This is a genomic window from Enterococcus camelliae (assembly GCF_042685105.1).
Classification (GTDB): Bacteria; Bacillota; Bacilli; order Lactobacillales; family Enterococcaceae; genus Enterococcus_G; species Enterococcus_G camelliae.
This window is the reverse complement of record NZ_JBHUMO010000021.1, coordinates 1-13,547: the sequence shown is the minus strand read 5'-3', so window position 1 is coordinate 13,547 and position 13,547 is coordinate 1. Positions and strand designations below refer to the sequence as shown.

Sequence of the window (13,547 nt, the reverse complement as noted above, 5' to 3'; positions counted from 1 at the left end):
CTATCGAATACATAGTCATAATCTTCACCTCAAAATGATTATACCACATATTGATTTTTTAAATGATATTTTTATAGATATTTATATATTATGATTAACTGTTGTTACCCTCCCTTTCTACAACTTCGACTAGTTTGCCATTTTTTAAGGATACAATCGTTTGGCAAGTCGTTTGTAAAAATTCTTCGTCATGGCTAATAACGAGAACAATGGCTGGCTCATTTTTTAATGATTGCAACAGTTGACTAACTTCTTTCATATGAAGATAGTCTAACCCACTCGTTGGTTCATCAAATAGGAGAATTTCTTTTCCTGACAAAAGGGCGCTGGCAATGGCCACTCGTTGCTTTTCACCACCCGATAAGGAATGTGGATGGCGTTGTAATAAGTGCGTCAAATGAAACTTTTTACAAATTTCTTCAAATCTCTCGCTATTTTGGGCCTTCTCAAGGAGCTCTTTTTCAACGGTTTCAAAGAATAATTGCAAATTGACGTCTTGCATCACTAAAAACGCTTTGGCCAATAAGTTTTTTGATTTGCATGGTTGGCCATTAAGCTTGATTGTGCCCGTCTTTCCTTTCCGCAGCCCAGCAAGAATTTCAAATAAGGTTGTTTTCCCTGCGCCATTGTCTCCGATGATGCCATTGATTGTATCATTGGCTAGTCTCAGGTGCGGAATTTCAAGAGCCTGTTGCTTTTGCTTTCGGTAACGATAGGTTAACTGCTCGACTTCAATGGTCAGCGAAGGATTCCGTGAGGAGCCCATCTTTTGGGTAGGTCCCATTGAAATTGGGTTAAATGACCGCAAGCCCATTTGCTTGCGCCTTTGTTCAGTGATTTCCGAAAACTCCTCTTTGGCAAATTGTTGCTTAATCGTTCCCTTCTCTACGATAACTAACCGATCGGCTATAGCCATCAAATAGTTTAAGCGATGCTCCGCAATAAGAATCGTTTTTCCTTGTTGCTTTAATTGGATGAGGGTTTGCTTCAACTGTTGAATGGCCATTGGGTCAAGATTACTGGCTGGTTCATCCAATAGAAGCAATTCATGCGGCAACATATTGGCTGCAGCAATGGAGACCAATTGTCTTTGCCCCCCAGATAGATGGAACATGCTTGCTTCGCGTAATGAGGATAACCCAAAAGTATTTACTTGTTCGTCCACTCGTGTTTGAATGGCCTCCGACGAATAGCCATAATTTTCCATGACAAATGCTAATTCAGCATAGACATCTGTCGTAAAAAAATGCGTTTTGGGATTTTGAAACACCATTCCTAGCTGTGCCACATGCGCAGAAAAATCCTCAATAGGAAAAGGAGAGGAGCCAATGTGTCCTTCACCTTTTACTTGTCCTTCATACAATTCAGGATTCAACCCATTTAATAGGTTTAAAAGAGTGGATTTCCCGCCGCCACTTGGACCACTGATCACAACTAACTCCCCCTGGGAAATCTGCAGGTCAATCGCATGAAGCAAGGTATGTTTCGTCGAGGTTTGATACGCACCGTTTTTTAAAGCAATCGGGTTCATTTTTGCCACATCCTAACGACAAAGCAGCTAATTAAACTGCCCATGAATACATAATCTGTAATTTTCAAGTGCAATGCATGGACACTTGTATGTTTGATTGGATTGGCTAATCCTCGAACCAACGCAGTCGCTGATAGATTCATTGATGTTTCTTCAGCTGATAATAGTAATGGAACGATTAAGTATTCCATCGATTGCAACGGATGACTGATTAATTGCCAAGGATTCGTTGCGATTCCTCTAAATTTCATCGCTTGTCGAATATGAATCATTTCTTGGACAGTCATTGGAAAAAAACGCACCAAAACGGTCAAAGGTACGAGCAATTGCATTGGCACTCGTAATTTTTGTAGCGCGGCTAGCCATTCACTCGTGGTTGTACCCGACACAGCAAAACTCGCCGCCATAATGGTTGGCAATAAACGTCGATTCCCGACCATCAAAAAATCGACAATCGTCAGGAATACAGGAGTTTTAGAGAGACTCATCCATTGATTCACCCCCAACAGACCGACAAAAATCAGAAGAAAAAGCAGCGCCTTCTTCCAGTACCCACTCACAAAAAAGCCACCTGCAAACAAGCCAATGAGGGCACTCTCCAACGAGAATGGCAATGGAAAAAGCAACGCCAAGCTCGCACAAAAAATCGCACACAGCTTGCTTCTTGGATCAAAACGCACCGGAAAAATTGTCATAAACCCTACCTTCTATTGTGTTGAAAATGCTTGGTATATAAATAGCTACCTAAATAATAACCCAAAATGGCGCCTACGAGAACTGCCACCATGCTTGCCAAGAAAATCTGGGTTGAAACGTGTTCAAAAACAGTTTGAATATAAACTTGGTCTTTGCCACGCGCTTTTAATGAAGCAACATAGGCATTTTTCATAAACCATAATGGCAACAAAGGCCCCATTAACCCATAACTAAAAACAATATAGCTTGTCACCGTACGAACCTTTTTGGGCAAATGGGTCTTATACTGAATCACATCTGCTAAAAAAGAACAAAGGATACCTGGCACGATAGCTAGTGGAAAATGCCCCGTCATTAAGAAAAAGAGAGCAACAACACTTCCCATGATGGTAATGGCACCCATTCTTGGAACGCGCTGCAAGACCAATCGGTAGATGACACCAGAAAATAGCGCACTTACCGCAGGAATAAATAAATTGTGGAATCCTGGAACGACAAATCGTAAAACCAATAAACAAATGCTAATCGTTAAAAAATAGATGGCGGTATACACACCGACCGCAATCAAATCTTGTACTTTTAATTTTTTCACCCGAATGCTCCTCATCCTATAAACTACTTGCAACACCCAACACCATCTCTTTGTGCTCTTGCACGTGACCAAATTGATTCGTTGGGGTGCATCAATCCCTTATTCACACCACTTGGCTTTACCATAGCATATTCGAAAAAAAAAATGCTCTGGATTCCTCATGGACAAACAATTTTTGTCACGCCACTCCTCCTTGAATTTTCAGTATATCACAGCTAATTGAGAATGATAATCATGAATTAAGACAAAGGAAGGAATCTTTTTTCCCCTCTTCCTTACTTTTTCGCTTCCTTTGTTGCAAAAATAGCCTAAAATAGAAAGAAAGGTGGGTGATTGAATTGATTCTTCTAACCAAAGAAAGTTTACCTAAAGTTATTGTTCCAAGAAAAGCAAAGAGCCATAAAGGTTCATATGGGCGCGTCGTCTGTATTGGTGGAATCCGACAATACGGTGGCGCAATCATCATGTGTGCCCAAGCCTGTGTTAAGAGTGGGGCGGGTCTAGTAACAGTGGTGACAGATGTCGCGACCATTCCCGCTTTACATAGTCGCTTACCTGAAGCAATGGCTCTTTCCTTTCAAGATCAGGAAGCCCTCCAAAACGTGCTTGCCACCGCTGATGTCATTGTTATCGGACCAGGTCTAGGTGTTGAAAAGGAAGCTTTCCAGCTGTTGAAATTGGTTTTGCAGCAACAAACCAAGGATCAATGGCTTGTGATTGATGGATCAGCTATTACCTTATTGGCCGACCATCCCGTTGACTTTCTCTTTCCCGAACACCTTGTTCTTACGCCTCATCAAAAAGAATGGGAACGATTTAGCGGTTTAGCCTTAAAAGAACAAACCATTCGGGCAAATTGGCACGCCCAGAAAAAACTTGGCATCACCCTCGTCTTAAAAAGTGAACAAACCCATATCTATACGAATCATGAACAGTATCAGAATACATTTGGAAATCCAGCAATGGCTACTGGTGGCATGGGCGACACCTTGGCAGGCATCATAGGTGGTTTTCTAGGCCAATTTGGTCATACGGACTTACAGGCAGAAGCGGCTATCTGTGCTGCCGTCACCATTCATAGTTTCATTGCAGATGAATTAGCAAAAGACGCTTACGTTGTTTTACCAACTGAGATTGCCAATCATTTGCCACAAACGATGCGAAAATTTTGTCCATTTGCTCGGTAATCTGTTAGAATACAACTTTGAGATGCTTTCTACTATGCTAAAGAAAGAAGGGAGGAAGGAACCATAATGTCAATTTCCATTTTAGCCATGACTTTTTTCATCAATTTTGCTTATGTAACCATCAGTACGATTCGTTTCATGCTCACAATGAAGGGGTATCGTTTACTGGCACCAATTTTGAGTATGATTGAAATTACCATTTACATTTTGGGACTTTCCTTAGTTTTAAATCGCCTAGACAATCCCATCAATCTTTTTGTTTATGCCCTCGGTTATGCTGTGGGTATTAGTGTAGGTATCCTGATTGAAGACCGGCTTGCACTTGGGTATATCATGACGACTGCCATTCTCCCAAGTAATACGGACAATGATGAAAATTTGCCGACCGTCCTTAGAAATAAAGGCTACGGAGTGACTCAAAGCTATGGTGAAGGCTTATCTGGTGAACGCATGATCCTCGAAATTCTTTCCCCAAGAAAGAATGAACGGGAGTTGTACCAACTCATTAAAAGTGTTGAGGAACGTGCCTTTATCATTACGTATGAACCAAAGTTTATTTCAGGAGGATTTTGGACCAAAAAAGTACGCAAACGCCAAAGCACATTACTAAAATGAAAGCAAACCACTCAAGGAATTGATGTACCTCTTAGGAACACCAACTACTTGAGTGGTTTGCTGTTTTGTAACTGCATCTCTACTTGTTTTTTAGTGACGTTTGTTCGTTTTTACTTTTGCTTCAACTTGTTGCTGAATTTCTTTTATTAATGCCTGATTTGTCAGACCGGTCACTTCTCTAATTACGTCTTCAAGTGGCATCGTTGCCAATTTTTCAGAAAGTTCCACACTTTGTTGGTCATTTGGATCAAAGTAGTCAAAAATCATTCCCACTACTTCTAATAAATGCGTGTAATCCAACTGACGCTCGCTCAACTCACGAATAGGGCGAATAAACCGTTCGTCAAATCCCAACTTCCGAATTGGCGTACGTGCAACACGAGTAATCACATCTGAAATATAAGGATTTTCAAAGCGTCCTTCAATTTTGTGTTGATAAGCTGCATGGACTGCGGGATCAAATGCCCATTTATGAATCAGCAAATCACCTGTTTCCGAAAGAACGGCCTTCAATTGATTCAATACTCGTTCATCTTGGATGGCTTCATCGATTGTTTTGTAACCGTAATAAGCCCCAGTGTACGCTACCGTTGCATGTCCTGTATTCACAGAAAATAATTTTCGTTCGATATACGGTTCTAGATCAGGTACATATTCCACTCCTTGTAAGCGAATTTCTTTGGCCTTCATTTGCGATTCATCAATCACCCATTCGCAGAAAGGCTCGACACTAACAAATAACGGATCTTCATGGTGTTGGAGTGGAACAATCCGATCCACAGCAGCATTAGGAAAACCAATCCATTCTGCGACATAGCTTTGGTCTTCATCGGTCAAATATTTTTCCACTTCTTTCTTTAAAAAAGCAGATCCACCAATCATGTTTTCACAAGCAATCACATCAAGTGGTTTTGTTACCTTGGCTAGGCGCCGTTTTTGAATGCCTTTCGCAATCAATTCTGCAATAAAAGGCAAAATCGTTGGTCCAATTGCCGTTGTGACAATTTCCGATTCAAACACAGCATCAACCACTGCATCTGGATTGGTTTGATTATTAATCCCATCGACATTGCTCACTTTAATGGTCCGATGCGCTTCTTCTGCCAATTCAATCGTATACCCTTTGCGTTCACTCAATGCGTCAATAATTGTTTCATTAATATCCACAAAATGAATGGCAAAACCATTGTTTGCTAAAATTTCGCCAATAAATCCTCGCCCAATATTTCCTGCTCCAAAATGAGTTGCTTGCATCTTTACTCTACCTCCTCAAGATAACGTACAATTTCTTCTGCTGACTGTGCATCAGCTAATTTCACAACATTGTCCACGTCCGAACAAAAAATGGCAATTTTTTGTAACAAATCCAAATGTTCCCCATCTTTACCGGCGATTCCAAATAAAATCATGGCCAGTTGCTCGTCTTCCTCTGTCCCAAAATTGACACCTGCTGGAACTTGAATAATTGAAATTCCTGATTTTTTGACATATTTCTTGGCTTCATCTGTTCCATGAGGAATGGCAATAAAATTCCCCATATAGACAGAGACTAGTTTATCTCGTTCGATCATCGCTTCGATATAATTTTCGTCTACGCAACCCCCTTTTACCAATAATTCTCCACATGCCCGAATGGCCTCTTCTTTCGTAGCATAGTGCTGGTTTACTAAAATTAATTCTGCGTTAACCTTCATTTTCTCTCCTCCTAATTGACTTCTCGAATTTCATCAACAAATAGCGAACTTAATAGATGATAAATCAATTCTTTATCGCCTTTTTTGTAGATTTCAATGTTTAAGTCACTGTCGATGACAGAACTACTAATTTTCCCTAAAAGAACTTCCAATTCATGATCAAGCGGTTCGGGAGCTAATAATAATAACATACGCGAAAGCTCAATCTTGCTTCCATCCATTGCGGCAATAGGCACTGCTTTTGATAATTCAAAGATGCCAAAATACGGTAGATTTACTTTATCGGAAGAACAATGAAAGAGAGCAAAATTCGTGTTAGGAATGCCAATCGGTGCAATCTGATAGCGAGCAAACACTTTTTGCGCTACTTCACCTGCATCCTGAACAATCACTCCTTGTAGTCGCTCTATCATTTTTTCAATCGTTGCAAAAAGCGATTCTTCCGTAACAAGGGAGTACATATCAAATTGTTTTAATAAATTGTTGGCCACTCGCATTCGCTCGTAGATTCGCTCAAAGGTCATCGCTGAATTTTCAACTTGGGTCGCTTCATTTAAATGGTTGGGCACGGCACGATGCGTTTGTTTCATAAGAACTGATCGAATTTCCGCTAATTCATCTTCCAGTAGCAAGGGCGAAATCATTTTATAAGGAAACTCAAAGCCTGGTAAAAATATGGTAGAAAGAATTAAATCAAATTGAGCAAAATTAATGTAATCCATCTGTGAAATTCTTGCTACTTGCGTTGATTCAATTTCTGGCACGTATTTTGTCAAACGACTTTCTAATATTTTTGATGTTCCAATGCCACTCGAACATAAAACCAAAACCGATGCGCCTCTTTGCTGAGGGCTACGTTCTAATGAGCTAGCAAAGTGAATCAAGATGTACCCCAACTCTTCTTCATTGAAATGAGTGGAGGTAAAAATGCGATACAACTGTTTCGTAATTGCTTGGTACAATGCAGGATATTCTTCAATCACCTTTTTTAAGAGTGGATTCGCTTCCTTATCAAAACTAGCATAATTTCTTTTTAAAGCGGCGGCCATATGTGCCGATAAATCATAAAACAACATATCATCTTTGCGAAAATCATTGATTGTCTCTTGACTAACCGCCGCAATGAGCTCTCGAACTTGATAGGATAGTGTCACATCATAACTTTCCAAAAAAATATTTTGAGGAATTTTATAATTCACCCCACTCAATTGGCGAGCCAGAAAACTTGCTTCATAGTTCACAATTGATTGTCCAATCATTTTCCCTACCGCTTGCAAAATTTTCTGTGCGTGTTGATAGAACTCGATATCTTCAATCGGATATTCTTCTTCAATCGGATGGTGCAAATTCATTCGATCAATTGAAATGGCAAGAATCAAAAGAATTTGGACCAGTTGATTGTCGGTCACATCCTGGAACAGCTGACTCTCAGAAATCACTTGATTTGCCACATACAAAGCTTCATTGCTAACCAACTTTAAAAAATAATTTCCCGCTTTATGCTGCAAATTGGTTTCATCAATACGTCGCAAATGATGAAAGAAATCATATTCGTTGACACCATTGTAAATAAGACTTCGGAGAAGATTTCTTCGTTCGCTCTCATCTCCAATAATTGCTAAGCCATCCCCTTGTACCCGATCTAAAGAAAGCCGATAATTGTTTAAACTCTGTTCAACATTCTTTAAATCCGTCATCATAGTGGCCGGACTTACCCGAAATTCAAATGCCAATGACTGGATGGTCTCACGATTTGCTTCAACTAGAAGCTTTGCAGTAATGGCATGTTGCCGCTCCAAAGTTGAACCAAAATCATCTGTTCGTTTATTCAACAATTCTTCTCTCAAACGAGTCAAAGCTTCTTCGTCACCTAATAAAAAGTACCCTTTTCCTCGCTCTTTTAGAAGTTGAATATCCAGTGGATGAAGTGTCTTTTCCAGACTGGATATCTCTCGATAAACCGTACGTCTGCTAACGTTAAGCAGTCCTTCAAGTTCTTCTTGATCAATGCCTTGATGGTATTCGAGTAATAATTCAAGAATTTTTTTCTCTCTTGCTGAGAAGTACATGGGAAACCCCCTTTTGATAAATGACTAGAAAGTAGCGGTCTCCCCCTACTTTCTAATCGAGTATACTCAGGTCATGCTTTTTGTGCCATCTTTAACGCTTCAACTAACTTGTCATACTCCGGTGTTGTCAAAAAATTATCAACCGATACGTGAATGGCACTCGGTGTTTTTTGCGTGGCACGTGTCGTTAATTCCTTTTGACTTACAATCAATGCATCTGCTTCATCTTGTAAATTGCTAATAGCAGAATTCGTGACAGGAAGGGTCAAGCCGTTATTTTTGACTAATTTTCTTAGGATACTTGCCCCCATCGCTGAAGAGCCCATTCCTGCATCACAAGCAAAAATAATGTGTGTCACTTTTCCATACGCTTGCGTCGTATCCACTACGGTTGCTGATGTTGCAACTGCTTTATTTTCATTTGCTACTACCTTTTGAGGTGCGTCTTTCTTTAATAAGCGTTGCACAATTTCGTCGTATTTCGGACTATTCATAAAGTTTTCTACTGCGACAAATTCAGAATTTGGGGCTTTTCTTTTTGCCCGTTCTTGCAATTCTTCTTGGGTAACAACCAATGCATTTGCATCATCTTGCAAATTATTAATGGCAGAATTGGTAACTGGTAACGGAATGCCCGCTTTTTTCACTTTATCTCTAAGAATTGATGCTCCCATTGCGGAAGAACCCATTCCTGCATCACAAGCAAAGATGATTTTGTTAATTTTATTTAAGCTGTTAGTATCTTCCGATGTGGCAGTTGCTTGACCTTTGCTTTCTGCTTTTTGTTGTTGAACCAATTCTTTGGATTGATCAAAGGTATCTTCTTCGGTTTTGTCCATTCGCAAAATAATGGAGGCAACGATAAATGATACTGCTGCACCAACGATAACACCTGATAAAACAGCTATATAATTACTTAATCCTTTTGGCGTCATTAGCAGAACCGCAAAGATTGAACCAGGAGAGGCAGCTGCTTTTAATCCTGCTCCTAGGAGTTGGAACATAAAGGTACCCGAAACGCCCCCACAAATTGCAGCTAAAAACAAAGCAGGTTTCATCATAATGTAAGGGAAATAAATTTCATGAATCCCACCTAAGAATTGAATAATAATTGCACCTGGTGCAGAGGATTTGGCTGATCCTTTGCCAAAAAATGTGAATGCTAACAAAATTCCTAAGCCCGGTCCAGGATTTGCTTCTAATAAGAACAAGATTGATTTACCTGAAGTTGCTGCTTGTTCGGTTCCTAGAGGGGTTAAAATACCATGATTAATGGCATTATTTAAAAAGAGAACTTTCCCAGGTTCAATGAATATATTGGCCAATGGTAATAAATTAGCCCCAACAATTGCTTCTACACCTTTTGATAATAAATGCGAAATCATTTCAACGACTGGCCCAATGCCATAAAAGGCTAGAATAGCTAATGCAAAGCCAATTAATCCAGCTGAAAAATTATTCACCAACATTTCAAAACCGGCACGAATTTTTTCTTTAAATACATCATCAAATTTTTTAATACACCAACCACCGAGAGGCCCCATAATCATTGCCCCAATAAACATTGGAATATCTGTCCCCATAATGACACCCATCGCGGCAATCGCTCCAACGACCGCCCCCCGCTGTGCATAAACCATACTACCACCTGTATAAGCAATTAACAGTGGTAACAAATAGGTCAGTGTTGGTGAGACCATGGTTGCAAGGCGTTCATTTGGCAACCACCCATCACCAATAAAGAGTGCTGTCATAACCCCCCAAGCAATAAAAGCACCAATATTAGGCATAACCATACTACTTAGGTAACTGCCTAATTTCTGAGCACCGGCCTTAACTCCTTTTTTCTTTTCGACTTGTGCGCTGTTCGCCATGTCATTTTCCTCCTCTTCTTCGTAAACCCCAATCTTCTCTACACCCCCATCATACAAGGAATAGAAAAGGCTTTCAATCGAATTCAACTCTAATTTTGGCACGAAAGTTTGTGACAAGTCTGCGCGGAGCTGATGCTTTTTTTTGAAACATATAAAAAAAGCAAAGATGATTTCATGGGAGAACTAAGAATGCTGTTTCATTCCAATACTCGTTTTCCATGCAATCAACTTTGCTCAAAATTCAAATCTTTCTCTCAAATCAAATCGCTTTATTCAACTGTTACTGCTTTTGCTAAGTTCCGTGGTTTATCAACATCATACCCGCGGTGTAAGGATGCATAATACGCAATCAATTGTGTTGGAACAACGGTCAATAGACCTCGACAATGAGGATGAACATCCGCTAAGATTAATTGATCACCAACTTTAGCTAAAGCTTCACTGCTAATGACAAAGGTTTCCGCTCCACGGCTTTCAACCTCTTTCAAATTCCCCCGTGTATGCGGTCCAGTTACTTCATCGGTTATCAAACCAAAGACAGGCGTTCCTTTTTCAATTAAGGCAATGGTTCCGTGTTTTAATTCCCCTGCCGCGAACCCTTCAGCTTGAATATACGAAATTTCTTTTAATTTTAATGCAGCTTCCATGGCGACGTAGTAGTCTTCACCTCTACCAATATAGAAAGCATTTCTTGTCGTTGCTAAGATTGATTTCACCGCGGCTTCAATTGCTTCTTTTTCCGTAATCACGGCTTCCATGGCTGTGGCCGTTAACCCAAGCTCATGTGCCACGTCAAACGCTTGTGCCGCTGCGATTCCCTTTTGATCCCCATATGCTTTAGCAAGGAGATTTAACACCGTGATTTGCGCAGTATAGGCTTTCGTTGATGCCACTGCAATTTCCGGACCTGCATGCAACAACACCGTATATTTTGCTTCTCGTGAAAGAGTAGATCCCGCAACATTGGTAATTGTTAAAGAGGGGTATCCTAGCTCATTCACTTTTACTAGTACTTGACGACTATCAGCCGTTTCGCCGCTCTGGGTCAAAAAGATGAAGAAGGGATTTTTTGACAACAGTGGCATATGATAGCCCAATTCACTAGATAAATGGACTTCTACCGGTATATCCATCATTGCTTCTAGGGCATTTTTACTCGCCCAACCAGCGTTGTAACTTGTGCCACAAGCAACGATATAAATACGATCGGTCTTATGTAATTCCTGCAATAAATCAGCATCGAAATTAAAAGAACCATCAACATTCGCATATTCTTGAGTTAAACGACGTAAAACTGCCGGTTGCTCATCAATTTCTTTCATCATGTAAAATGGATAGGCTCCTTTTTCTGCATCGGAAGCATCAAGCTCCGTAACAAAAGGCTTGCGTTCAACAGCTTGGCCATTCTTGTCTTCAATCAAGATATGATCCGCATAAACAACCACGATTTCCCCATCGTTAATTTCCACGAAACGATTTGTTTCCTTCAACATAGCCATTGCATCGCTACAAATTACATTAAATCCATCACCTAGACCGATTAAAAGTGGGCTTTTGTTTTTCGCTACATAAATCGCATCCGGGTTTTCCGTATCAATCAAACCAAAGGCATAAGAACCTTTCACAACCGCCAACGTCTTTTTCAAAGCATCCAAAGCTGATAGTTGCTCAGTAAGAGCAAAATGTTCAATCAAATGCACGACGATTTCAGTATCTGTTTCCCCTTTGAACAAATCATTTTCAAGATACGTATGTTTTAACTCATCGAAATTTTCAATTACACCATTATGAACCAAAACAAAGCGTCCTGACTGTGAGGTATGAGGATGCGCATTTGCTTCACTAGGAACCCCATGTGTTGCCCACCGTGTATGACCAATACCAATTGTCCCTTGCACATCATCCGTCAACTTATCTTTTAATTGTTGAATTCGTCCTTGTGATTTTACTAAAAAGCTTTCTCGATCATTTTCTAAGAAAATTCCCGCAGAATCATACCCGCGATATTCTAATTTATCTAATCCATTTAAAAGAATTTCTTTTGCACGACTATTTCCTATTACGCCAACTATTCCACACATAATTATAAATCCCTCTTTCAAAAAAATTGGTATACTCTATATTTATATCATAAAAAATAGTATTTTCAACATTTTTTATGATTATTTTTCAATTTCAAATGAAATTGGTATATATCAAAAAAAGAAAATAAAAAAATCGCTTGCTCTTTTCAAACAAACGATTTTGTGAATTTAGTTTATTTATCCATTATTTGGCGCGTAAATCCTTCACCAATCACACTTTGAACTTCGTTAACAATAACAAATGCTTCCGGATCGATACGATTAATAATTTTTGTCACTGGTAAAAGTTGTTGGCGGCTAATCACAATGTACAAAACTGGTTTTTCTGTCTTTGAATAATACCCTTTGGCATCAAAAACAGTAATCCCTCTCTCAATCTCTTGATCAATTGCCGTTGCCAACTCCGTATATTGACTCGAGATAATCGTAACAGCTTTTTTGGGATTAAACCCTTCCAATAGATAGTCCAATACTTTGGTCGATACATACAATGAAACCACCGTTAGTACCAAGCTTTCAATCCCGATAATTGCAACAGAAAATGCCACCACAATGATGTCACAGAATAGCAAAGCATAGCTTACATTCCAGCCGAGAAATTTATTTAACAATTTAGCAATAATGGCACTGCCTGCTGTTGTACCATTTCCAAGCATGATTAAGCCCATACCCGCACCCATTAATACTCCCGCACCTAATGCAGCAACAATTCGTTGATCGGTTACAAAATGCCACTGATGAGTACTATTTAAAAATAATGACATACATAACATGGCTAAAATGGTGTATAAAATAGTTGCTTTGTCTAAAAATTTCCAACCTACTAGCAATAAAATTCCATTAAAGAGCAGATTGGTTAACGCTGGGGACCATTGGTATAAATAATATAACATCATCGTAATACCAGTTACTCCACCTTCGCCTAAGTCATTACTAATGGCAAAATAATTGACTGAGACTGCAAAAATGAACGAACCGATGATAATTTTGATGCTATTTGTTACAATTTTTGACATTCTTTTTCCCTTCCTTCTTTTCATTAGCTAAATAGCCAATTTCTATGCATAGAAAAAAAGCAAGAATAAGTTGTCTTATTCTTACTTTTTTCTTTTGCATGGCGACGTCCTACTCTCACAAAGGGCAACCCTTCACTACAATCGGCGCTAAGAAGCTTAACTTCTGTGTTCGGCATGGGAACAGGTGTG

11 protein-coding genes and 1 rRNA gene are annotated in these 13,547 nt (G+C 39.6%); 2 read left to right on the top strand and 10 right to left on the bottom strand.

Going from position 1 to position 13,547, the window contains the following annotated elements; all coding sequences use genetic code 11:
- Positions 1-94: 94 nt before the first annotated feature.
- The 3 genes from ACFSR0_RS03410 to ACFSR0_RS03400 are packed head-to-tail and all read right to left on the bottom strand — an operon-like array spanning position 95 to position 2,819.
- Positions 95-1,531, bottom strand: coding sequence for an ABC transporter ATP-binding protein (locus ACFSR0_RS03410; protein WP_379979918.1), 1,437 nt, complete (start codon positions 1,529-1,531; stop codon positions 95-97).
- Positions 1,528-2,226, bottom strand: a complete 699-nt coding sequence (locus tag ACFSR0_RS03405; RefSeq protein ID WP_379979916.1) for an energy-coupling factor transporter transmembrane component T — start codon at positions 2,224-2,226, stop codon at positions 1,528-1,530. Before ACFSR0_RS03405 ends, ACFSR0_RS03410 begins: the two co-directional genes overlap by 4 nt.
- A gap of 5 nt (positions 2,227-2,231) precedes the next feature.
- The gene (locus ACFSR0_RS03400; protein ID WP_379979914.1) at positions 2,232-2,819 is read right to left on the bottom strand and encodes an MptD family putative ECF transporter S component; all 588 of its coding nucleotides are present in this window, start codon (positions 2,817-2,819) and stop codon (positions 2,232-2,234) included.
- 338 nt (positions 2,820-3,157) lie between these two features.
- On the opposite strand from ACFSR0_RS03400, the gene ACFSR0_RS03395 reads away from it, so the two are divergent.
- Together ACFSR0_RS03395 and ACFSR0_RS03390 are read left to right on the top strand one after the other, a co-directional pair.
- Positions 3,158-4,006 (top strand): NAD(P)H-hydrate dehydratase, encoded by an 849-nt coding sequence (locus ACFSR0_RS03395; RefSeq protein WP_379979919.1) that lies wholly within the window; start codon positions 3,158-3,160, stop codon positions 4,004-4,006.
- Between the two features lie 66 nt (positions 4,007-4,072).
- Positions 4,073-4,621: a DUF2179 domain-containing protein gene (locus tag ACFSR0_RS03390; RefSeq protein ID WP_379979912.1), complete on the top strand. Its 549-nt coding sequence runs from the start codon at positions 4,073-4,075 to the stop codon at positions 4,619-4,621.
- Positions 4,622-4,711: 90 nt separating this feature from the next.
- Here the strand turns inward: ACFSR0_RS03390 and ACFSR0_RS03385 are convergent, their stop codons facing one another.
- The 7 genes from ACFSR0_RS03385 to rrf all read right to left on the bottom strand — a co-directional run.
- Positions 4,712-5,875, bottom strand: a complete 1,164-nt coding sequence (locus ACFSR0_RS03385; RefSeq protein ID WP_379979910.1) for a mannitol-1-phosphate 5-dehydrogenase — start codon at positions 5,873-5,875, stop codon at positions 4,712-4,714.
- A gap of 2 nt (positions 5,876-5,877) precedes the next feature.
- Positions 5,878-6,315 carry a PTS sugar transporter subunit IIA gene (locus ACFSR0_RS03380; RefSeq protein ID WP_379979908.1) on the bottom strand — a complete coding sequence of 146 codons (438 nt, stop codon included), beginning with the start codon at positions 6,313-6,315 and terminating at the stop codon, positions 5,878-5,880.
- Between the two features lie 11 nt (positions 6,316-6,326).
- A complete protein-coding gene (locus tag ACFSR0_RS03375; RefSeq protein WP_379979906.1) occupies positions 6,327-8,384 on the bottom strand; it encodes a BglG family transcription antiterminator in 2,058 nt (685 codons plus the stop codon).
- A gap of 71 nt (positions 8,385-8,455) precedes the next feature.
- Complete coding sequence (locus ACFSR0_RS03370) at positions 8,456-10,258, bottom strand: PTS mannitol-specific transporter subunit IIBC (RefSeq protein WP_379979904.1); 1,803 nt, start codon at positions 10,256-10,258, stop codon at positions 8,456-8,458.
- Between the two features lie 269 nt (positions 10,259-10,527).
- Positions 10,528-12,339, bottom strand: coding sequence for a glutamine--fructose-6-phosphate transaminase (isomerizing) (glmS, locus tag ACFSR0_RS03365; RefSeq protein ID WP_379979902.1), 1,812 nt, complete (start codon positions 12,337-12,339; stop codon positions 10,528-10,530).
- Positions 12,340-12,515: 176 nt separating this feature from the next.
- On the bottom strand, positions 12,516-13,358 hold the full coding sequence (locus ACFSR0_RS03360; protein WP_379979900.1) for a YitT family protein: 843 nt from the start codon (positions 13,356-13,358) through the stop codon (positions 12,516-12,518).
- Between the two features lie 96 nt (positions 13,359-13,454).
- Positions 13,455-13,547, bottom strand: a 5S ribosomal RNA gene (gene rrf / locus ACFSR0_RS03355); the annotation flags it as partial.